The following is a 20938-nucleotide window of genomic DNA, read 5'->3' on the forward strand; positions in this document are numbered from 1 at the left end:
CGCAAACGGCTGTCTCATTGATTTACTCCCCCCATTTTTGCAGCGAGAGCGTTGTAGCAATGAAAAAACAAGCACGACTGTTAAGCGCATTAGCCTTGAGTATTGGAATGAGTCTTGCCTCTGCGCCCGGCGCGATGGCGACGCTGCCTGCACAGATTCAGAGCCAGCCGCTTCCCAGCCTGGCACCGATGCTGGAAAAAGTGTTACCTGCTGTGGTCAGCGTGCACGTTGAAGGCACCCAGTCTGATGCCCAGGCCCAGACACAGGATATTCCCGAGCCGCTTAAGCGTTTCTTTGGCCAGTTGCCAGGTGGCGCCCCAAGCCAGCCTCAACCCTTTGAGGGGCTGGGGTCCGGTGTCATCATTGATGCCGCCAAAGGCTATGTTCTGACTAATAACCACGTGGTCAACGGCGCGGATAAGATCAACGTCCAGCTCGGCGATGGCAGCGAATATGATGCCAAACTGATTGGTCACGATGAGCAGACCGACATCGCCCTTATCCAGATTCAGGGCGCGAAAAACCTGACGCAGATAAAAGTCGCCGATTCGGATCAGCTGAAAGTCGGTGATTTTGCCGTGGCCATCGGCAATCCTTTTGGCCTTGGTCAGACAGCGACCTCTGGAATTATTTCGGCACTGGGCCGCAGCGGCCTGAATCTCGAAGGGCTGGAAAACTTTATCCAGACCGATGCCGCCATTAACCGCGGTAACTCGGGCGGCGCGCTGGTTAATCTGAACGGCGAGCTGATCGGCATTAATACCGCCATTCTGGCCTCCAGTGGCGGCAATATCGGCATTGGCTTTGCGATTCCGAGCGATATGGCTATGAACCTGGCCGAGCAGTTGATTAAGTACGGCGAAGTCAAACGGGGTCAGTTGGGTATCAAAGGTACCGAGATGACCGCGGACATCGCAAAAGCGTTTAACGTTGACGCACAGCGCGGCGCGTTCGTTTCTGAAGTGCTGCCGCAGTCTGCGGCGCAAAAAGCCGGTATCAAGTCAGGCGATATCATTGTTTCGGTCAACGATAAACCGATTACCAGCTTCGCAGAACTGCGGGTGAAGATCGGCACGACGGCGCCGGGTGAGAAAGTGAAGCTTGGCCTGCTACGTGAAGGTAAACCGGTGAGTGTTGATGTCACCCTTGAGCAAAGCGCCCAGACGACGGCCAGCGCACAGCTGCTTTCTCCAGCCCTGCAGGGCGCGACTCTGAGCGATGGTCAGACCAAAACCGGTGATAAAGGCGTGAAGATTGATGCCATCGAAAAAGGCACTCCGGCTGAACAGGTCGGCCTGCAAAAAGATGACGTGATCATTGGCGTCAACCGCACGCGAATTCAGAATATTGCCGAAATGCGCAAGGTGCTGGAAGCCAAACCGCCGGTGATGGCGCTGAATGTGGTTCGTGGTGAGGAAAGTATCTATCTGTTATTGAGATAAACCCCGCACGATGGCGGACACAAGCACGTGTGTGTCCGCCGCTCTCATGTTATTCTCCCCAACGTTCTCCCCTGACGTGATTTAACACCATGTTTCTTAAACTCTTGCGTTCAGTGGTGTTGGGACTGATTGTTGCGGGCATCTTGCTCGCAGCGCTGCCCGCACTGCGTTTGGGCGGTGCTGCCCTGTATAGTCAAAATGACAGTAACGATGAAACGCCCTTTGGCTTTAATCAAGGGGTGAGGCGTGCCGTGCCTGCCGTTGTGAATGTTTACAACCGCAGCGCGCATGGGAACAACAACCGCGGTATTACCACGCTGGGCTCTGGCGTGATTATGAATAACCGGGGTTATATCCTGACCAACAAGCACGTTATCAATAATGCCGATCAGATCATCGTCGCTCTACAGGATGGCCGTTTTTTTGAAGCCACGCTGGTGGGTTCAGATGCCATGACCGATTTGGCCGTGCTAAAAATTACCGCGTCAAACCTGCCGGTTATCCCGATTAATCCCAAACGCGTCGCACACATTGGCGATGTGGTGATGGCCATCGGCAACCCCTATAACCTGGGACAAACGGTCACACAGGGCATTATCAGCGCCACGGGCCGCGTTGGACTCAGCTCGTCAGGCCGCCAGAACTTCCTGCAAACGGATGCATCAATCAATCAGGGGAACTCCGGTGGCGCACTAATTAACTCGCTGGGCGAACTCATGGGCATCAATACCCTGACGTTCGATAAAAGCAGCGATGGCGAAACGCCCGAAGGCATTGGTTTTGCTATCCCCACCGCGCTGGCAACCAAAATAATGGATAAGCTCATCCGTGATGGTCGGGTCATTCGCGGCTATATCGGCATTACCGCCCGCGAAGTGCCGCCGCTTCACGGCCAGGGCAACAGTCTCGATCGGGTTCAGGGCATTATCGTCAGCGTGGTGACGCCGGGCGGCCCGGCTGAGAAAGCCGGTATCCAGGCCAATGATGTGCTGCTGAGCGTAGACGGTAAACCGGCGCTCTCCGCACAGGAAACCATGGACCAGGTTGCGGAAATTCGTCCCGGCTCGGTGGTGAATGTGCAGGTGCTGCGTAATGACAAAAAGCTGACCTTCCCGGTGACGATTCAGGAGTTTCCGGACAGCAGTCAGTAGCGGTGAAGGCAAACAAGGCCCACTGGAGGCCTTGTTTATCAGCTTAAACGGCGCTGCGCCATTCTGTCAGCACGGCGTTAAGCGTCAGCAGCGGTCTACCGGAAACGCAATCACCTCCGACAGCGACTCTGCCTTCAGCGCCAGCATAATCAACCTGTCCACGCCCAGTGCAACGCCCGAACAGGCCGGCATGCCGTGCTCCAGCGCGGCCAGCAGGTAGTGATCAATCGGATGTTGCGGCAACCCTCGCGCCGCACGCCGACGATTATCCTGCTCAAAGCGTTGGCGCTGTTCACGGCTGTCGGTGAGTTCACGGAAGCCATTCGCCAGCTCAATGCCCTTGTAATACACCTCAAACCGCTCTGCCACCCGATGATCTTCCGTACTGATCTCCGCTAATGCCGCCTGGCTGGCCGGAAAGTGGTAGATAAAACACGGCTTGTCCTGACCAATCTTCGGTTCCACGCCCAGCATAAACAGCAGCATCAGCAAGGTATCGCGATCCTCTTCCCGACTGGCCAGCTCGCCCTCACCCAGTTTTTCCGCCGCCTCACGCAGCTGCGCTTTGTCGGCAGAAAGCGGGTCCAGCTCAAGGTGACGAATAAAGGCCTGCTGATAAGAGAGCGACTCCGCGCTGTCGCACTCCAGCACCTGCTGCAGCAAATCGTCGACCTCATTCATCAGGCGGTACATATCGTAATGGGGGCGATACCACTCCAGCATGGTGAATTCAGGGTTGTGGTAGCGCCCGGCCTCTTCGTTGCGAAAGCTGCGGCCCATTTGATAGATAGGGCCACTTCCGGCCGCCAGAAGGCGTTTCATGTGGTATTCCGGGCTGGTCATCAGCCAGAGATCGCGGCCTTCAGACAGGCCAGGGCCGACAAAGCGCGTCTGGAATGGCACCAGATGAATGTCGGTAATCGTGGCCTGACTCATCGCGGGCGTGTCGACTTCCAGTACGCCACGATCGGCAAAGAAACGACGCACTTCAGCAATAATGGCTGCGCGTTTAATTAAATTGGCAATCGAAGCGCCAGGTTGCCAGCTTGTCGTTTCACTCATGGTGACGGCTCCTGATACAAATAAGGGAGGGAAGTCTACTCGTAATGTCAGTGGCAAACAATCGTGGCGCAAGCCTGTCCAATAAACTGACCGGCTTCTATAATTAACAGGTTAAATAACAAAGGAATCTTTTTATGTCTCCATGGAAAACATTGGTCGCCAGCCTGAGTGCATTCCTGTCCGTCGCCTGCACGACCACACCGCCAAAAAACGTTACCGTCGTTGAAAACTTCGACAGTCAGCGTTACCTCGGTCAGTGGTACGAGATAGCCCGGCTGGATCATGGCTTTGAACGCGGCCTCGAACAGGTTACGGCAAATTACAGCCCACGTGAGGATGGCGGCCTGAAAGTCGTTAATCGCGGCTATAACGTTAAAAAGCAGCGCTGGCAGGAGAGCGTGGGTAAAGCCTACTTCACCGGCGATAAACAGCGTGCGGCACTCAAGGTCTCGTTCTTTGGGCCCTTCTATGGTGGCTATAACGTGATAGCGCTGGATCCTGACTACCGTTACGCACTGGTATGCGGGCCTAACCGCCACTATCTGTGGATACTGTCACGGACGCCGCAGTTGGATGAAGGTGTGAAACAAAAGCTGGTGCAGCAGGCACGCCAGGCCGGTTTCCCGGTAGATGAGCTGATTTGGGTGAAACAGGGCTAGAGAAAGGCCGGTACGAAAAACGTTCGTACCGGTTTTACCGTTACTGCGCGCTACGCTGGATTGCATGGCCGCCCGCTTCAACGTCTTCGCCGACGCCGCGCGTGGTGTTGCAGCCAGAAAGCAGTGCAGAGAACATCATCACAGAGAAAATCGCAACAATACTTTTCTTCAACATATCCATATCCTTTTTGGTTGCATTATAGGTACAGCTTTTAAAGCATAGACTGATTATGCAACGTCGCGAGCCTGAGCCGCCGAAAAAAGGAAGGCAGGAATAACTTATTTAGCCGCGCGCGAGATTGCGCCGCCCAGGTGAGATACGTCTTCGCCAAAACCGTGGAAGGTGTTACAGCCGCTTAGTCCAGAAGCCACCAGCAACGCCAAGGCGATAAGTTTTGCTCGTTTTTTCATGGTGAACTCACTCAAAAAAAGGCGCATCACAGGATGCGCCTTTCAAGGTTATTTTACGCGTGACACGTATTCGCCAGAGCGGGTATCAACCTTCACCACCTCGCCAATCTGCACGAACAATGGCACTTTAATGACTGCACCCGTAGACAGCGTTGCTGGCTTACCGCCCGTACCGGCAGTATCACCTTTCAGGCCTGGGTCAGTTTCAATGACTTCCGCTTCAACAAAGTTTGGTGGCTGAACCGCAATCGGTTTATCGTTCCACAAGGTTACGATACACTCCGCGTTGTCCTGCAACCACTTCTGCACTTCATCCAGCACTTTTGCTTCAACCTGGTATTGCTCAAAAGATTCCGGGTGCATGAAGTAGTAGAAATCGCCGTCGTTGTAAGAGTACTGCAGCGTCATATCCTTCACGTCTGCGCCTTCGGCAGAATCCGTTGATTTGAAGGTTTTCTCAACGCGTGAACCGGTCAGCAGACGACGCATTTTTACACGTGCAAACGCCTGACCTTTACCCGGCTTAACGAACTCGCTTGATTCGATGGCATAAGGTTCGCCTTCGAACATGATTTTAAGACCGGGACGGAAATCGTTGCTAAGATAAGTCGCCATAAAGGCCCTCTGTAGATATTAACTGGTAATAGCCAAAAAAATGGCACACATTGTAACCCTAAATTCCCCTTCCAGAGAAGATTGGTTGCAGCAACTTGCTGATGTTGTCACTGATCCTCATGAATTACTGCAACTTTTAGCGCTCGACCATCATCCGGATCTGGCTGCTGGCGGCGACGCACGCCGACTTTTTGCCCTGCGCGTGCCGCGCGCCTTTATCCGGCGAATGAAAAAAGGCGATGCGCAGGATCCCCTTCTACTCCAGGTCCTGACCAGTCGTCAGGAGTTTGTCGACGCGCCCGGTTATAGCACCGATCCGCTGGACGAACAAAATAGCGTCGTGCCGGGATTACTGCATAAATATAAAAACCGTGCATTGCTGCTGGTCAAAGGCGGCTGCGCGGTGAACTGCCGCTACTGCTTCCGCCGTCATTTTCCCTATCAGGATAATCAGGGCAACAAGCGTAACTGGCAGGCCGCGCTGGATTATATTGCAGCCCATCCTGAACTGGATGAGATCATCTTTTCGGGTGGCGATCCGTTAATGGCAAAAGATCATGAGCTGGCCTGGCTCATTGACGCGCTGGGCGCTATCCCGCATCTGAAACGGCTACGTATTCACAGTCGACTGCCGGTCGTGATTCCGGATCGCATTACCGAGGCGCTGTGTCAGACGCTGGCGGAAACGCGGCTTCAGGTCTTGATGGTCACCCACATCAACCACGCCCGTGAGATTGATGAGGCGCTCTGCGATGCCATGCTGCGCCTGAAACGTGCTGACGTGACGCTGCTTAATCAGAGCGTACTGCTGCGCGGCGTGAATGATGATGCACAAACCCTGGCGGCGCTGAGCAATGCGCTGTTTGATGCCGGCATTCTGCCCTACTACCTGCATGTGCTGGACAAAGTGCAGGGCGCAGCGCATTTCTTCGTTTCTGATGAAGAAGCCCGGGCGTTGATGCGTAGCCTGCTGCCGCGGGTGTCCGGTTATCTGGTGCCGAAGCTGGCACGTGAGATCGGCGGGGAACCCAGTAAAACCCCGCTGGATCTGCAACTTCGGCAGGAATAAATCACGGGCGGCACACAGCCCGGTAGCCGCAAGCCTCATTTCCGCCGAGCAGCGGGCTGCCAACCCGTTGCACTGGCGGCTAAAAGCCATTGATAAACGCTAAAAAAACGACCGGCACATTGGCCGGTCGTCTCAAAAAATGTTGCCTGTTCAGCGCAGGCTCAGTTAGGGCATTTATAGACCTGGCCGGTCATCTTGCTGTCGAGTGGTGCAAAGGCTGAAAGCAGGTTTTGTGTAGGACTGGTTGCGCCATAAATGACGTTTCCGCCCATTTCGGCAGCACGGTTCCGCAGGTCGTTAGCCGCACCGCGCAGCGCGCTGGTTTCGCCACCGGCTCCGCTTAACCAGTTACTTTGCGAGCCGGTCAGGCTGCCCAGAAGCTGACATTGTTTGCCAGGCTGCTGATCGGTAAAGGTGACGCGCTGTCCAGCAGAAGTCAGGTCGGTTGAGCTGCTGCAGCCTGCAAGCAATAACGCACCAGCCGTAAGACCGAGCAAGAGGTTAATACGCATTATAATCCCCATTTATTATCATCAGTGTCGGATGGCAGCGTAGCAGAAAAACACGCATTTTTTCTGAACATTCATTGCCCTAATCCGTGCCAACGTAACCGTTGCGCCCCTACTTATACCCTTTCCTCTGCAAAAGAAAAACCCCCGACCGTTTCCGATCGGGGGTTCTTATGACGCAAGCGTCAGGGGCGATTACATCATGCCGCCCATACCGCCCATGCCACCCATACCGCCAGCGCCTGCACCTAAGTCTGGCGCATCGCCTTTCGGCAGGTCAGTGACCATACATTCGGTGGTGATCATCAGGCCAGCAACCGATGCCGCGTACTGCAGAGCAGAACGGGTCACTTTGGTTGGGTCCAGAATACCGAAGTCGATCATGTTGCCGTATTCTTCAGTCTGCGCGTTGTAACCGTAGTTACCGTCGCCTGCTTTCACGTTGTTCGCCACAACAGAAGGCTCTTCGCCGGCGTTAGAAACGATCTGACGCAGTGGAGATTCCATTGCGCGCAGCGCAACTTTGATACCCACGTTTTGGTCTTCGTTCTGACCACGCAGTTCGGTCAGCTGTGCTGCAACGCGAACCAGCGCCACACCACCACCTGCAACCACGCCTTCTTCAACCGCAGCACGGGTTGCGTGCAGGGCATCTTCAACGCGTGCTTTTTTCTCTTTCATTTCAACTTCAGTTGCTGCGCCCACTTTCAGAACGGCAACGCCGCCTGCCAGTTTCGCTACGCGCTCCTGCAGTTTTTCTTTGTCGTAGTCAGAGGTGGCTTCTTCAATCTGCTGACGAATCTGAGTGACACGACCCTGAATAGTGGTTTCTTCACCCACGCCATCGATGATGGTGGTGGTGTCTTTGTTGATCACGACACGCTTCGCCTGGCCCAGATCTTCCAGTGCTGCTTTTTCCAGCTCCATACCGATCTCTTCAGAGATCACGGTACCGCCGGTCAGGATAGCGATATCCTGCAGCATGGCTTTACGGCGGTCGCCGAAGCCCGGTGCTTTAACCGCAGCCACTTTCACGATGCCGCGCATGGTGTTCACCACCAGCGTCGCCAGCGCTTCGCCTTCTACGTCTTCCGCGATGATCAGCAGTGGTTTGCCTGCTTTCGCAACGGCTTCCAGCACTGGCAGCATTTCACGGATGTTAGAAATCTTCTTGTCAGCCAGCAGGATGAACGGGGTTTCCAGCTCAACGGCACCTGTTTCTGGCTTGTTGATGAAGTACGGAGACAGGTAGCCACGGTCGAACTGCATACCTTCAACCACGTCCAGCTCGTCCTGCAGGCCGGTGCCTTCTTCAACGGTGATGACGCCTTCTTTGCCCACTTTTTCCATCGCCTGAGCGATCAGGGTACCGACGGTTTCATCAGAGTTAGCAGAGATAGTCCCTACCTGAGCGATAGCTTTAGAGTCTGAGCAAGGAACAGACAGTTTTTTCAGCTCTTCAACCGCAGCGATGACCGCCTGGTCGATACCGCGCTTCAGATCCATCGGGTTCATGCCCGCTGCAACGGCTTTCAGGCCTTCGGTGATGATGGACTGCGCCAGCACGGTTGCCGTGGTGGTACCGTCGCCTGCCGCGTCGTTCGCTTTAGAGGCAACTTCTTTCACCATCTGTGCGCCCATGTTTTCGAACTTGTCTTCCAGCTCGATTTCACGCGCAACAGAAACACCATCTTTAGTGATGGTCGGTGCACCAAAAGATTTATCCAGAACCACGTTACGGCCTTTCGGGCCCAGGGTAACTTTTACTGCATCTGCCAGTACGTTCACGCCACGCAACATTTTTACGCGTGCGTCATTACCGAATTTTACGTCTTTAGCTGCCATTTCAAATTTCCCTTAAATTCGTTTCGTTCAGTGAATTACGCGTAAAACTTACGCTTCAACAATCGCCAGAATGTCGCTTTCAGAGATGATCAGGACTTCTTCGTTGTCGATTTTTTCAGTTTTGGCACCGTAGCCTTCGCTGAAGATCACGACGTCACCAACTTGTACGTCCAGCGGCTTCACTTCGCCACTCTCAAGGATACGGCCTTTGCCCACAGCCAGGACTTCACCACGCGTGGATTTGCCTGCTGCAGAACCGGTCAGCACAATGCCACCCGCTGACTTAGCTTCAACTTCTTTACGCTTCACGATGACACGATCGTGTAATGGACGAATTTTCATTTGATAGCTCTCCTTTGAGAAGTCCAATCATTCATTTTTGGGTTGAATACCGGGCTGTGTGGCTTCCGGCCTCGTGACCAGAGAGATAGGGCCGCGACCTGACACTTTCAAGGGGGCAACCCACAAATTTTTTTAGTCTGATGATGCAACTGATGACTTTTTAGACAAACCGCGCGGACGGGTCAGAAGACAAACAAAAAGCGCGACCTGATGTCGCGCTAAGAGGATGAGATTAACGATCTTTTGGATCGTCATGATGTTCAAGGCGATCGCTGTCTTTGCGTTCGAACTCGCCATCCATTGTATAACCGCTGTCCGGGCCTGCACCCGGCCCCCGCCAGACGCGCAGATGCGGCATCAGTTTTAAGGTCAGGTGTTTTTGCACCGGTGGCAGTAAGAGCAGCAGGCCCAGCATGTCGGTAAAGAAACCCGGCAGCAGCAGCAGGAAACCGGCAATGATCAGCGAAACGCTTTTCACCATTTCCTGCGCCGGACTTTCGTTACGAGCCAGCTTCTCCTGCATCAGCATAAAGTTTTTCATGCCCTGATTTTTTACCAAAGACACGCCGATGCAGGAGGTGAAAACCACCAGCAGCATGGTGAGCAGCACGCCAAGGACGTGTGCAACCTGAATGAAAAGCGAGATCTCAATCCAGGCCAGTACGAAAAAGATCACTAACGGTAACCAGCGCACCGGATTCTCCTGTGAGTCAGGCTGCCCGGCTGATGACCCGGCAGCGTAAAAATGATGGTAACAAGATACAGAGATGGTCATTCAGGCCGCCCATTTCAACCGTGCCAGGCAAATTTTTGCTGCAGGGTTAAATTTGTGAGCAATTTCACATATTGTTAACGTCATAAGGCCAGTAAGGTGATCTCTGTTCGCGCTTTAGGGCTGGGTCAGAATAGGATCGTGCTCACCCGCCTGAATACGGATAAAATAGCGGTTCTGGCGCTTCCCCACAAAACAAACACATCATCTGCGATGGTTAGCAGTGACAACAAGAAGGTTATCATGGCGAACAACATTCGTATCGAAGAAGACCTGTTAGGCATGCGCGAAGTTCCGGCGGATGCTTATTATGGCGTTCATACTTTGCGTGCGATTGAAAACTTTTACATCAGCAACAGCAAAATCAGTGATATTCCTGAGTTTGTGCGCGGCATGGTGATGGTAAAAAAAGCGGCGGCGATGGCCAATAAAGAGCTGCAGACGTTGCCGCGTGACATCGCCAATACCATTATTCAGGCCTGCGATGAAGTGCTGAACAAAGGTCGCTGCATGGATCAGTTCCCGGTCGATGTGTATCAAGGCGGCGCGGGCACCTCGGTCAACATGAATACCAATGAGGTGCTGGCCAATATTGGTCTGGAGCTGATGGGGCATCAGAAAGGCGAATACCAGTATCTGAATCCCAACGACCACGTGAATAAATGCCAGTCCACCAACGATGCTTACCCGACCGGCTTTCGCATCGCCGTTTACAGCTCGCTGTTGAAACTGCTCGACGGCATCAGCCAGTTAGCCGAAGGTTTCCAGCGTAAAGCTGACGAATTCCAGACGATTTTAAAAATGGGCCGTACTCAGCTACAGGATGCGGTGCCGATGACGCTGGGTCAGGAATTCCATGCGTTTAGCGTGCTGCTCAATGAAGAGACGAAAAGCATTTTGCGCACCGGCGAACTGCTGCTGGAGGTTAACCTGGGCGCGACCGCTATTGGTACTCGCCTGAATACGCCGGATGGCTACCAACACTTAGCCGTTCAGAAACTGGCAGAAGTCAGTAACCTGGCGGTGGTGCCAGCCGAAGATCTGATCGAGGCCACCTCCGACTGCGGCGCCTACGTTATGGTGCACTCTTCGCTGAAGCGTCTGGCCGTGAAGCTTTCTAAAATTTGTAACGACCTTCGCCTGCTCTCGTCGGGTCCGCGTGCCGGCCTGAACGAAATTAACCTGCCAGAATTGCAGGCCGGCTCCTCAATCATGCCTGCCAAAGTGAATCCGGTGGTGCCTGAGGTGGTAAACCAGGTGTGCTTCAAAGTGATTGGCAACGATACCACGGTCACCATGGCGTCCGAGGCCGGGCAGCTGCAGCTTAACGTTATGGAACCGGTGATTGGCCAGGCGCTGTTTGAGTCGGTCAGCATCCTGACTAACGCTTGCTACAACCTGCTGGAAAAATGCGTTAACGGCATCACAGCCAACAAAGCGGTCTGTGAAGCTTATGTATTTAACTCCATTGGCATCGTCACTTACCTGAACCCCTACATTGGGCACCATAATGGCGATATCGTCGGTAAAATTTGTGCCGAAACCGGTAAAAGCGTTCGCGAAGTGGTGCTTGAGCGCGGCCTGCTCACCGAAAGCGAGCTGGACGATATTTTCTCTGTGCAAAACCTGATGTATCCGGTTTATAAAGCCAAACGTTACACCGACGAAAACGAACAGTAAGGCTTAATTGTACTTACTGATGTAAAAGGCACATCGTAATCAAAACGATGTGCCTTTTTGTTTGTTAAAAGGATGAGTTTGCTTACCGGCTAATCCTGTTTGAGGAAGTGACAGATGTTCCTGATTGAGCTGTTTATCGTGTTGATGGCGATCTGGCTGGGCGCACGCCTGGGCGGCATCGGCATAGGTTTCGCAGGCGGCACAGGCGTCCTGATCCTGACGCTGGGCTTTGGCATGAAGCCCGGTGCGATCCCTTTTGATGTGATCGAAATCATCATGGCCGTGATCGCCGCGATTGCCGCCATGCAGGTGGCGGGCGGCATGGATTATCTGGTCAGCCTTGCCGAGCGTTTGCTGCGTCGTCATCCACGTTATGTCACTTTCCTTGCGCCGCTGGTGACCTACATGATGACCCTGCTGGCGGGTACCGGCCACACCGCCTTCTCCACCTTGCCGGTCATTGCTGAAGTGGCGAAAGAGCAAGGCGTCCGGCCTTCCCGCCCGTTATCGATTGCGGTTGTCGCCTCTCAGGTCGCCATTACCGCCTCTCCCATTTCGGCAGCGGTGGTGTTCTTTGCCACGCTGCTGGAACCGCGCGGAGTGAGCTATATCATGCTGCTGGCGATTGCCATTCCGGCCACCATGGTGGGGCTGTTTCTTGCCGCCCTGGTGACCAATTTTCTGGGTAAAGAGCTAAAAGATGATGCGGTTTACCAGGCAAGGCTGGCGAAAGGTGAAGTGACGCTGCGCGGCGAGACGGTTTATCAGACTCAACCCGGTGCTAAAAAATCGGTACTGCTGTTCCTGGCCGGTATTGCCGCCGTGGTGATTTACGCCACCGCCACCAGCGAAAGCGTCAACCTGATCGCTAACCCACCGCTGCCGCGCAATGAGGCGATCGTCGTGTTTATGCTCACTATTGCCACGCTGATCAGTCTGACCTGCAAAATTGATACCGGTGCTATCCTCAGCGCCAGCACATTCAAGTCTGGCATGAGCGCCTGCATCTGTGTGATGGGCGTGGCCTGGCTGGGCGACACCTTTGTAAAAGCCCATCTGGCTGATATCCAGATGCTGGCGGGCGATACCTTAAAAACCTATCCGTGGATGCTGGCGCTGGTGCTGTTCTTCTCTTCCATGCTGCTTTATTCCCAGGCCGCCACCGCCAAAGCCCTGCTGCCTGCCGCGTTAGCGCTTGGCGTAACGCCACTGACAGCCATCGCTTCATTTGCCGCCGTGTCTGCGCTGTTTGTGTTACCGACCTATCCCACCCTGTTAGCCGCCGTGGAGATGGACGATACGGGTTCGACCCGAATCGGTAAGTTTGTCTTCAACCATGCCTTTATTATTCCTGGCGTCCTTGCTATCACCTTGTCTGTCATGTTCGGCTTTATTTTTGGTGGGCTGTTACTGTAACTCCAGCCGGGCAGGGAACGTGCTACTATCGGCGTTATTTTCAACAGGATCGTTACGATGAACGCCGTTATCATCCTCTGTACTGCGCCAGACCAGGCCTGTGCGCAAAAGCTTGCCGCACAGGCGCTGCAGGCCAGGCTGGCCGCCTGCGTCACCCTCTTGCCGGGTGCAACGTCATATTATGTCTGGCAGGGCCAACTGGCGCAGTCCAGCGAAGTTCAGATGTTACTCAAATGCGACACAGCCCATCAGCAGGCCTTGATCGAACTGCTTAAGCTCGCGCATCCTTACGATGTACCAGAACTGCTGGTACTTCCGGTTCAACATGGAGACAGTGAATACTTGTCATGGCTGCACGCATCTCTCGCTTAATCACACTGGTACTGGCGCTGTTTATCTGCCTGCAGGCGCAGGCTGCCTTATTTTCCCCCAAAACCACCAGCCGCTTTTTGCCCGTTGACCAGGCTTTTGCCTTTGATTTCGATCAGCAAGGCTCGCAGCTTAACCTGCACTGGAAAGTCAAAGAGGGCTATTACCTTTACCGCCAACAGATTAAGGTCGTGCCCCGTGATGCACGTATTGCGCCGTTAGCCCTGCCTGCGGGCCAGCCGCATGAGGATGAATTTTTTGGTAAAAGCGAGATTTACCCGCAGGATCTCAGCGTGCCCATCATACTGCAGCAGGCCGCGAAAGGAGCGACCCTTAGCGTAAGTTATCAAGGCTGTGCCGCCGCCGGCTTCTGTTATCCACCGGAAACCCGCAGCATCCCCCTTTCCCCGGTAGCCGCCACAATGTCCCCGCCAGCCGTTGCGCCTGCCAGCGCCAACCCTCTGCCCTTTTCGCCGCTCTGGGCGCTGCTGATTGGTATCGGCGTGGCCTTCACGCCGTGCGTGTTGCCGATGTATCCGCTGATCTCTGGCATTATCCTTGGCGGTAAGCGTAACTATTCACTGGGCAGGCTGTTTGCGCTGGCCATGGTCTATGTACAGGGAATGGCGCTCACTTATACCTTACTGGGCGTGATTGTGGCGGCGGCGGGCCTGCGCTTTCAGGCGGCGTTGCAGCATCCTTATGTGCTTATTGGCTTATCGGCGCTGTTTATACTGTTAGCCCTGTCGATGTTTGGCCTGTTTTCGCTACAGCTTCCCGCCAGCGTGCAAACGCGTCTGGCACTGTGGAGCAATCGTCAGCAAGGCGGCTCACTGCCGGGCGTTTTCCTGATGGGCGCGCTGGCAGGCCTAATCTGCTCGCCCTGCACCACTGCGCCACTCAGCGCGATTCTGCTTTATATCGCGCAGAGCGGAAACCTGCTGGCCGGTGCCGGTACGCTGTGGCTGTATGCCGTCGGGATGGGATTGCCGTTGATTGCCGTTACCCTGTTTGGCAACCGCTTTCTCCCTAAAAGCGGTCCCTGGATGCAGACCGTCAAAGAAGGGTTTGGTTTTGTTATTCTCGCGCTGCCGGTCTTCCTGCTGGAGCGGATACTGGGCGATCTGTGGGGCATGCGTTTATGGAGCCTTTTGGCCGTGGCATTCTTTGCCTGGGCATTCAGCGCGAGCTTACGCGCCAGCGGCGGCAAATGGCGCGTGATGCAAATTATGATGCTGGTCGCCGCCCTGATCAGTGCCCGCCCGTTGCAGGACTGGGCCTTTGGCAGCGGCGCGCCGCAGCAAAACATCGCGCACCTTCCCTTTCAGCCTGTTCAAACCCTTGAACAGGTAGACCAGGCCCTGCAGCAGGCTCAGGGCCGTATCACCATGGTGGATCTCTATGCGGACTGGTGCGTGGCCTGTAAAGAGTTTGAAAAATATACTTTTAGCGACAGCGCGGTACGTGACAGCCTGAACAATGTGCAGCTGTTGCAGGCTAACGTCACGGCGAACACGGCCACCGATAATGCGCTGTTGCAGCATTTGCACGTGCTCGGGTTACCCACGATTTTGTTCTTTGATGCGACAGGAAAAGAGATCCCGGAATCGCGTATTACCGGCTTCCTGAAGGCGAATGATTTTCGCGCGCATTTGCAGAAATTGCATGAGTAAACAACACTGGAACCAGGACACAGTCTGCTGAACAAAACAGGCTTGCACACCAGAGGAGAACGATTTGCAACGTGAACAGATACTTGACCATGCGTTAAACGTACTGGAACAAAACGGTCTGGCGGCGACCTCATCGCTGGCAATCCTGGCCGATGATATGCAGCTCAGCCTGACACAGCTTGAACAGTTTTGGCCCGATCGTGACGCGCTGCTCTACGATGCGCTGCAGTTTCACGCCCAGCAGATTGAACAATGGCGCCATGACATTCTGCAGAACGACGCTCTGCGTCCTGATCAGAAGCTGATGGCACGCTATGAAGGATTAAACGAACAGGTCAATAAGGGCCGCTTTCCCGGTTGCCTGTTTATCGCCGCCTGCAGTTTTTATCCCCAGCCCGATCATCCCATCCATCAGTTGGCAGAAAAGCAGAAGCGCGCCTCATGGCAATTTACGCATACCATCTTAACCTCGCTTGGTCTGGATAACCCCAGTATGGTTGCCGATCAAATGGAACTGATACTGGAAGGCTGCCTGAGCAAACTGCTGGTTAAACGCAACGTGCAGGATGTTGATGTGGCGAAACGCCTGGCGGAAGACGTATTGAGTATCGCCCTCTGCCGTAAAAACGGCGCACTGGCCTGAGCTTCATCGTCTTTGACTGAAATTCAGGCAATCAGTCACGTTTTGCGTGGTTTTTTTATCAAAGCCGTTGACGGCCTGCGGCCTTTACGGTTTAATGCGCCCCGTTGCCCGAATAGCTCAGTCGGTAGAGCAGGGGATTGAAAATCCCCGTGTCCCTGGTTCGATTCCGGGTTCGGGCACCATATTATTGTCTTGGGATAGCTTAGTCAGTCCGGAGACATAAAAAATCAGTACGTTAAATAAACCCGATGATATCACTGAATATCAACGGGTTTTTTTAAATCTGGATTTTAGGGTATAACTGCAAGCTCGTGGGTTCGATAAACGCTGGAACCCCCATCAATACGCCATCCGCACTGCCACGCTGCACAATGAACCTGACAAGCTGCAGCAACATCATTCAACGAACAGCGCTATGCTCTGGCAACCCATGCAAGCACGACACGCGTCGCCAGTAGGGTTATATTTCGGCGTGACAATCCCGGCAGCTGATTTTGCAGATGTGGGGGCAAAATGGCGATCGGTAAAGGCCCGCAAACAGTTTTATGCGGTTTAGCGAGGCGCGACGCTGATATCGGATCCGCCCTGCAAAACCCTATTAGGGAATAATGTGATCGCGGCCTGTCCGTTGATTAGCAGACAGGAATCCCTCACGGCGTGCAGCGAGTCGCTGATTTCAGGCTCTGATTTTTTCTGGTGGAAAAGGGAATTCATCGCTGTTTAGATAAATTTGTGCACAACCGACACGTCTTAAAGCGTAGTGTCAATCACCTGAGAACAGAGCCTGACATTTCTTTCAATGTGTGCCCGACGCATTACTGAAGATGGACGGGCGTACAGGGTATTTAATTCCCTGCCGGATACATTTAATTCAGCCAGACCGAAACTGGCTAGCCCTGATTATAACTGGATTAAACTCGGGGTCAGGATTAGACGTTAGGATATAATGATAAGGTTAAATCTGATTGAGGCGGCGCGGTGCCAGAGCGCTAACGACGAAATCCGTTCTACATCAATTATTCATAAAAAACGAAAGTCAGTCGTAAAGCATTGGCAATAAAAATTTAAAAAAGAGGGTGACATATAATCTCACCCTCTTTAACTTCCAGTTTTACATATACCAATTACTTACAACGTTGTTTTTATCAAACCAAACGGATAAATAATCACTATGTTGCTCAGTATTGCCAGTCAGTTTGCCGGATGCTTTTGTCATTGACTCAGAGGCACCTTGCGCACTCGAAGCCATGCCAACGGCGCTTGAGAGGGCACTCACGCCCGGAATATATCCTAAGACGCTTGACGCAGTACTTAAGTTTCCACCCTTTCTATAACGCCAGTTGACCGAACCATCTGAGGATGAACTTTGATCGTCAGGTACGCCATAAAGCGCCTTGACTTCAGCCTGTGTGGTTTTGTTGGCTATGATATGGGATGAAACATAAGTGCGGCTAAATTTATCCTCCCCACCCGATGTGCTACATCCTGTTAATACGAACATTATTGTGAAAAGAACCATGATGCTTTTCATTTTTTTCTCCATGAGTTGTGAACGACTGAACGCTTTATGGAATCGATAAAAAAGGTGAGTTAGCTTTTATTAATATTGAATGTCTTGAGTTTGAATAAACACCCGCTTGCCCCTTTTAAAGGCTTCGCGTCAACAGGTATAGACGTGAGAAAATCACCGGCAGTACTTACAGAACATCCCGCGGTATCCATTGCTGAATCATCAAAACCCCATTTTAATCCACCTGACCACATACAGACCTCTTGTTTACCATTACTCCAGGCAGTACAGGGAATACCTTTATATTGCTTTTCTCCCGTTATTTTCCAGCCGACAGACTGGGCATTCTGATGATTTTGAATGCGACTGTCGCTGTCGATAGCCTGATACATTCCTTCCTCTGCAGCATCTTTAACTTCGTTTTGGTCTGTGTGTTCTTCGAGTGTAATCATACAGGCATGCTGAGCATCCTCACCCTCAGCGCCCATCGTCCAGCTGACTTCCTTAGCAACCTGATGATGTCCATCAATAGATATCTCTACCTCTCCCTTACCCAGCCGGGCCTCATCTTGTGCTGAAAGCGCTTTGAAAGGCATACCGGAACCCTTGCAGGCATCAAGTTTCACTTGATAATTCTTGCGTGCAAGGTTTTCACCATTTGGCAACCACTCCCATTCAAGTACCACATGCATTGTCGGGAGCGCCAGGGCACTACCCTCTGAATGAGAGGCTTTGTCACTGTTTTCTTTATAGTCGTCTTGATTATCTGTGGCAGATAATATTCCAGCAGACTGGGCATAAGCACCACCGCCAGAAAAAAAACAAAAAATAAAAGCGATAAGCGCTGAAATGAGCGCCGCTATGCTTCTGTTAAAAAAAGCGTTGTGTGTCTTTTTTACGAAGCATAATGGAATGTTTTTTGTGTTTTTTTTCATTTTTACCTTCAAGTAATTTTTACTATAAAGCTTCAATGAAAGTTAATATCAAGTAAATCTGGCATGACAGATTTATTTGATATCAATATTATGACCAGGTAGCTTTAACGCGTTGATTTTGATACCGGTGTGTTGGGAATCAACTTCGCACCTTCAGGTCTTTTCGGACAAACGCCAGAAGAATACCCTCTGGTTATTAGGCCATTTTCAACACGAAAACGCTGAAAGCAGGTGGCATATTGAGGAATAGAATGCCATGTGGTTGAGTCGCTGCCATTTATTTGCCACTTGTACTGGTAAGCCAGTATGCTGCAACCCTTACTCAGGGTTCCGCTTTTTTTTGGTGGCCTCCATGACATAACAAGGTCATCTGCCGATTCCCCAACCTGTGATGCAGCGATATTCGAACTTGTCTGGTATCGTTGATTCATCATTAAATTACTCAGGGGCAATCCTGCACATCTATTTAGAGATTTTAGGGTTAACAACACAGAAAGTATTTTCATTTCCCTCTCCAGACAGAAGTGAAAGCTGTCAGGTGTGTCAGTGTAAAACTTTATTAAATGTTGCTAAATTGTAACCTTTCTATGCTTTTTTTACGGTTAATGCAAGCGCAAAACTTACAAAAAAATTACATAGGCTGCTATTAATTCAAATTGGAATGATTGCCGATATCGTTACCCATTGTTTTTTTGATATTTTTTATTTAATAATATTTTAATGAATCGTTTGATACTTTTGCATCTCTTTCCAATTCGGCAAAACGCGTTTCATGCATTCGATTCAGAATTATTGATTTATATTCTGACTGTTCATTATTACAGAAAGAATCCGGACCTGACGTCTTTATCCCTGCGTGAAGCGGTGGGTGGGGATATCGAGGCGTAGTGCGAGACTGGAAACAGAATGGCCGCGATCAACGACCTGTTTCACTGCTTCGATTTTAAACGCTTCGGGATAACGCTTACCGCTCATGGACACCTCTCATTAAGTCATTTCAACTGACGCTGAGAGGGCGGTTAAACCCGTGGCGATTGACTGAAAATGGTTATCGATCCTTTAAAAGACATCAGGCCACACACTATCGCGGCTATTTTGGAATTCGTCTACAGTTCAGCTTACGACATCTGGAAAGAACGCGAGTCTGAAGCCACTTATTATGATGTTCTTGATGACGTTTTTCTCTTATTGAAGAGGGGATAAATCACTCTTGTGTATCATAATCCATCAATCTCATGGGGTCGTTGCCCGATGCTGGCATTGATCAAAGCGATAAAACCCACCCAGCGTGCTCTTATTCCGCGTTTCAACTGGACGTGACGACCTGCCAGACGGGTTGTTATATCGCTCAAGGACACTGACTGAATTTGGGAAAATCACAGAGCGTTGGCTGACGGCATTCAACAGCCCGCGCTCTTATGCATGCCTTAACAAACTGACGCTGGAAAAACAGCGCCTGATGCTGACGATCCGGAAATCGCAAAACCAGGTAAAGTTAAAACAACAACATGCCCCGCCCTGCACCAGAAGGCTGGTAGTGAATAATGAAAACAGGCGACAGTTTGAATCTTAAAAAAAACGCAATCTGTAGAGCATATACAGCACCAGATAGGCCGCTCTGGCATTGACGTTCATGACATGATACTTCACTTTCTCGCTTCTGTTTAACAGCCCCAGGACATTCTCAGGATAACGCTTCTCTTTAATACGCTTGATGCTGTTACGCACCTCATTAATATTCAGCGTGGTGTAGTACATCGCGGTCACGATCTGCATATCCAGCGTCAGCTTACGTTTGGTTATTCCAGTAGAAAAGCGGGCCATATCGCCGTTTTTATACTTAACCAGCAGCCTTTGATATAAGTCGTTGAGGTAATGTTTACGATCCAGCAGCTCTTCATACAGTACGCGTTTCTTTGAAAGCGAGTTCTCTACATCATCATAGTGATAGGAGGCACTGTCGAAAACAAACAGGTTATCGATGTAGTAGAAATAGTTAAGATTAAACAGGAGATCTTCACTCATCGAAATGCCTTTAGTGAAGCGAATACTAAAATCATCGATAATTTTTTTTCTGTAACACTTGTTATGAAGATAACCAATATTATCGCTGAGCTCTATCTCGCCCAGGACGGCCGGAATCTCGGGTTGGGTAAAATAACCGTAAGTAGAAAGGTCGCCCACGCGATCGCACTTGAGGTTCCCTACCATCAGATCAACAGGTTGTGGAATGCCTGAGTAAAGGTGCTGATGAAATACAGCAAGGAAATCACTGTCAACCCAGTCGTCGGAATCGATAAAGATAACATAGTCACCCGATGCCGCTTCCAGTCCAGTATTGCGGGCGACGCTAACTCCGGCATTATCCTGAGTAATGACTTTAAAATTATTGTACTGTTTGAACTCCTCAAGGATCGCAGCGCAGTTATCTTTACTGCCATCATTGACCAGAATGATTTCATAATTTTTAAATGTCTGGAGAAGAAGGCTTTGTAGCGTACGCATCACCGTTTTCTCGGCATTATAAACCGGTATTATTATACTGAATAAATATTTATCATTCATTTTAAAACCTCGTAACCAGCATACGTCATGGCACTATCGGACAGAGGAAAACTGGCGCTGTTTAGTCGCCTTCATTCCTTATCTCCCTGGAGAAAATGAGCTTTTTAATTATTTATAAATCCACGATCACAGTATAAAAGCGCTAAATTAAACTGACTATAAACAGGTATAATTCCGGCAACGAAGATCAGTAATTAACCTTAATCAAATACTGTAGATAAAATAATGAATAAAATAATAAAGGCATACGTACGCCTCCCGCAGGTTTGC

The 20938-nt window shown here is 51.5% G+C and carries 20 protein-coding genes, 1 tRNA gene and 1 pseudogene; 10 read left to right on the forward strand and 12 right to left on the reverse strand.

What is annotated here, in order from left to right; all coding sequences use genetic code 11:
• Positions 1–59 precede the first annotated feature (59 nt).
• Both degQ and degS read left to right on the forward strand, forming a co-directional pair.
• A complete protein-coding gene (degQ, locus tag P9J57_RS18685) occupies positions 60–1442 on the forward strand; it encodes a serine endoprotease DegQ (protein WP_210494782.1) in 1383 nt (460 codons plus the stop codon).
• Between the two features lie 89 nt (positions 1443–1531).
• A complete protein-coding gene (gene degS, locus P9J57_RS18690; protein WP_013024309.1) occupies positions 1532–2593 on the forward strand; it encodes an outer membrane-stress sensor serine endopeptidase DegS in 1062 nt (353 codons plus the stop codon).
• 84 nt (positions 2594–2677) lie between these two features.
• Here the strand turns inward: degS and epmA are convergent, their stop codons facing one another.
• Complete coding sequence (epmA, locus tag P9J57_RS18695; protein ID WP_029569496.1) at positions 2678–3655, reverse strand: elongation factor P--(R)-beta-lysine ligase; 978 nt, start codon at positions 3653–3655, stop codon at positions 2678–2680.
• 134 nt (positions 3656–3789) lie between these two features.
• Between epmA and P9J57_RS18700 the strand changes: the two genes are divergently transcribed.
• A complete protein-coding gene (locus tag P9J57_RS18700; RefSeq protein WP_014595147.1) occupies positions 3790–4314 on the forward strand; it encodes a lipocalin family protein in 525 nt (174 codons plus the stop codon).
• Positions 4315–4354: 40 nt separating this feature from the next.
• On the opposite strand, the gene P9J57_RS18705 is transcribed toward P9J57_RS18700, so the two are convergent.
• From P9J57_RS18705 to efp, 3 genes are all read right to left on the reverse strand, one after another.
• Complete coding sequence (locus P9J57_RS18705) at positions 4355–4489, reverse strand: entericidin A/B family lipoprotein (RefSeq protein WP_014606758.1); 135 nt, start codon at positions 4487–4489, stop codon at positions 4355–4357.
• Between the two features lie 104 nt (positions 4490–4593).
• Complete coding sequence (locus P9J57_RS18710; RefSeq protein WP_024472200.1) at positions 4594–4725, reverse strand: entericidin A/B family lipoprotein; 132 nt, start codon at positions 4723–4725, stop codon at positions 4594–4596.
• 48 nt (positions 4726–4773) lie between these two features.
• Positions 4774–5340 (reverse strand): elongation factor P, encoded by a 567-nt coding sequence (gene efp / locus P9J57_RS18715; protein WP_013024304.1) that lies wholly within the window; start codon positions 5338–5340, stop codon positions 4774–4776.
• Between the two features lie 40 nt (positions 5341–5380).
• Between efp and epmB the strand changes: the two genes are divergently transcribed.
• Entirely contained in the window at positions 5381–6409 is a 1029-nt protein-coding gene (epmB, locus tag P9J57_RS18720) for an EF-P beta-lysylation protein EpmB (protein WP_014595146.1), read from the forward strand.
• A 161-nt stretch (positions 6410–6570) separates the two neighbouring features.
• Here the strand turns inward: epmB and P9J57_RS18725 are convergent, their stop codons facing one another.
• From P9J57_RS18725 to P9J57_RS18740, 4 genes are all read right to left on the reverse strand, one after another.
• Positions 6571–6921, reverse strand: coding sequence for a DUF4156 domain-containing protein (locus tag P9J57_RS18725; protein WP_014606760.1), 351 nt, complete (start codon positions 6919–6921; stop codon positions 6571–6573).
• Positions 6922–7113: 192 nt separating this feature from the next.
• Positions 7114–8763, reverse strand: coding sequence for a chaperonin GroEL (gene groL / locus P9J57_RS18730; RefSeq protein ID WP_013024301.1), 1650 nt, complete (start codon positions 8761–8763; stop codon positions 7114–7116).
• A gap of 48 nt (positions 8764–8811) precedes the next feature.
• Positions 8812–9105, reverse strand: a complete 294-nt coding sequence (locus tag P9J57_RS18735; protein WP_014606761.1) for a co-chaperone GroES — start codon at positions 9103–9105, stop codon at positions 8812–8814.
• A 232-nt stretch (positions 9106–9337) separates the two neighbouring features.
• Positions 9338–9799 carry an FxsA family protein gene (locus P9J57_RS18740; RefSeq protein WP_014606762.1) on the reverse strand — a complete coding sequence of 154 codons (462 nt, stop codon included), beginning with the start codon at positions 9797–9799 and terminating at the stop codon, positions 9338–9340.
• A 321-nt stretch (positions 9800–10120) separates the two neighbouring features.
• Here P9J57_RS18740 and aspA point away from each other — a divergent pair, with 321 nt between their 5' ends.
• The 6 genes from aspA to P9J57_RS18770 all read left to right on the forward strand — a co-directional run bounded on the left by aspA (position 10121) and on the right by P9J57_RS18770 (position 15840).
• The gene (gene aspA / locus P9J57_RS18745; protein WP_015701111.1) at positions 10121–11557 is read left to right on the forward strand and encodes an aspartate ammonia-lyase; all 1437 of its coding nucleotides are present in this window, start codon (positions 10121–10123) and stop codon (positions 11555–11557) included.
• 114 nt (positions 11558–11671) lie between these two features.
• A complete protein-coding gene (locus tag P9J57_RS18750) occupies positions 11672–12973 on the forward strand; it encodes an anaerobic C4-dicarboxylate transporter (protein WP_064353043.1) in 1302 nt (433 codons plus the stop codon).
• Between the two features lie 48 nt (positions 12974–13021).
• Positions 13022–13345: a divalent cation tolerance protein CutA gene (gene cutA / locus P9J57_RS18755; protein WP_250331278.1), complete on the forward strand. Its 324-nt coding sequence runs from the start codon at positions 13022–13024 to the stop codon at positions 13343–13345.
• On the forward strand, positions 13321–15015 hold the full coding sequence (locus P9J57_RS18760; protein ID WP_110286560.1) for a protein-disulfide reductase DsbD: 1695 nt from the start codon (positions 13321–13323) through the stop codon (positions 15013–15015). Before cutA ends, P9J57_RS18760 begins: the two co-directional genes overlap by 25 nt.
• 64 nt (positions 15016–15079) lie before the next feature.
• A complete protein-coding gene (dicD, locus tag P9J57_RS18765; RefSeq protein WP_015701114.1) occupies positions 15080–15658 on the forward strand; it encodes a division control transcriptional repressor DicD in 579 nt (192 codons plus the stop codon).
• A 106-nt stretch (positions 15659–15764) separates the two neighbouring features.
• Positions 15765–15840: transfer RNA gene (locus P9J57_RS18770), tRNA-Phe, on the forward strand.
• Positions 15841–16769: 929 nt separating this feature from the next.
• On the opposite strand, the gene P9J57_RS18775 is transcribed toward P9J57_RS18770, so the two are convergent.
• The 4 genes and pseudogenes from P9J57_RS18775 to P9J57_RS18790 all read right to left on the reverse strand — a co-directional run bounded on the left by P9J57_RS18775 (position 16770) and on the right by P9J57_RS18790 (position 20608).
• Positions 16770–17189: a hypothetical protein gene (locus tag P9J57_RS18775; RefSeq protein WP_014606869.1), complete on the reverse strand. Its 420-nt coding sequence runs from the start codon at positions 17187–17189 to the stop codon at positions 16770–16772.
• A 59-nt stretch (positions 17190–17248) separates the two neighbouring features.
• Positions 17249–18103 (reverse strand): hypothetical protein, encoded by an 855-nt coding sequence (locus P9J57_RS18780; RefSeq protein ID WP_029569399.1) that lies wholly within the window; start codon positions 18101–18103, stop codon positions 17249–17251.
• An 822-nt stretch (positions 18104–18925) separates the two neighbouring features.
• A pseudogene (locus tag P9J57_RS18785) lies at positions 18926–19078 on the reverse strand (transposase); the annotation flags it as partial.
• A gap of 594 nt (positions 19079–19672) precedes the next feature.
• Positions 19673–20608, reverse strand: a complete 936-nt coding sequence (locus tag P9J57_RS18790) for a glycosyltransferase family 2 protein (RefSeq protein WP_231858596.1) — start codon at positions 20606–20608, stop codon at positions 19673–19675.
• Between the last annotated feature and the right edge of the window lie 330 nt (positions 20609–20938).

This window comes from Pantoea sp. nfd-35 (genome assembly GCF_056892255.1).

What these genes read in the sequence shown, in the direction of transcription:
- P9J57_RS18780 (WP_029569399.1), bottom strand. Translation starts at nt 18,103, where the DNA reads ATGAAAAAAAACACAAAAAACATTCCATTATGCTTCGTAAAAAAGACA.
- P9J57_RS18710 (WP_024472200.1), bottom strand. Translation starts at nt 4,725, where the DNA reads ATGAAAAAACGAGCAAAACTTATCGCCTTGGCGTTGCTGGTGGCTTCT.
- P9J57_RS18790 (WP_231858596.1), bottom strand. Translation starts at nt 20,608, where the DNA reads ATGCGTACGCTACAAAGCCTTCTTCTCCAGACATTTAAAAATTATGAA.
- P9J57_RS18760 (WP_110286560.1), top strand. Translation starts at nt 13,321, where the DNA reads ATGGCTGCACGCATCTCTCGCTTAATCACACTGGTACTGGCGCTGTTT.
- P9J57_RS18735 (WP_014606761.1), bottom strand. Translation starts at nt 9,105, where the DNA reads ATGAAAATTCGTCCATTACACGATCGTGTCATCGTGAAGCGTAAAGAA.
- P9J57_RS18750 (WP_064353043.1), top strand. Translation starts at nt 11,672, where the DNA reads ATGTTCCTGATTGAGCTGTTTATCGTGTTGATGGCGATCTGGCTGGGC.
- aspA (WP_015701111.1), top strand. Translation starts at nt 10,121, where the DNA reads ATGGCGAACAACATTCGTATCGAAGAAGACCTGTTAGGCATGCGCGAA.
- P9J57_RS18775 (WP_014606869.1), bottom strand. Translation starts at nt 17,189, where the DNA reads ATGAAAAGCATCATGGTTCTTTTCACAATAATGTTCGTATTAACAGGA.
- P9J57_RS18725 (WP_014606760.1), bottom strand. Translation starts at nt 6,921, where the DNA reads ATGCGTATTAACCTCTTGCTCGGTCTTACGGCTGGTGCGTTATTGCTT.
- groL (WP_013024301.1), bottom strand. Translation starts at nt 8,763, where the DNA reads ATGGCAGCTAAAGACGTAAAATTCGGTAATGACGCACGCGTAAAAATG.
- degQ (WP_210494782.1), top strand. Translation starts at nt 60, where the DNA reads ATGAAAAAACAAGCACGACTGTTAAGCGCATTAGCCTTGAGTATTGGA.
- degS (WP_013024309.1), top strand. Translation starts at nt 1,532, where the DNA reads ATGTTTCTTAAACTCTTGCGTTCAGTGGTGTTGGGACTGATTGTTGCG.
- efp (WP_013024304.1), bottom strand. Translation starts at nt 5,340, where the DNA reads ATGGCGACTTATCTTAGCAACGATTTCCGTCCCGGTCTTAAAATCATG.
- P9J57_RS18705 (WP_014606758.1), bottom strand. Translation starts at nt 4,489, where the DNA reads ATGTTGAAGAAAAGTATTGTTGCGATTTTCTCTGTGATGATGTTCTCT.
- epmB (WP_014595146.1), top strand. Translation starts at nt 5,381, where the DNA reads ATGGCACACATTGTAACCCTAAATTCCCCTTCCAGAGAAGATTGGTTG.
- P9J57_RS18700 (WP_014595147.1), top strand. Translation starts at nt 3,790, where the DNA reads ATGTCTCCATGGAAAACATTGGTCGCCAGCCTGAGTGCATTCCTGTCC.
- epmA (WP_029569496.1), bottom strand. Translation starts at nt 3,655, where the DNA reads ATGAGTGAAACGACAAGCTGGCAACCTGGCGCTTCGATTGCCAATTTA.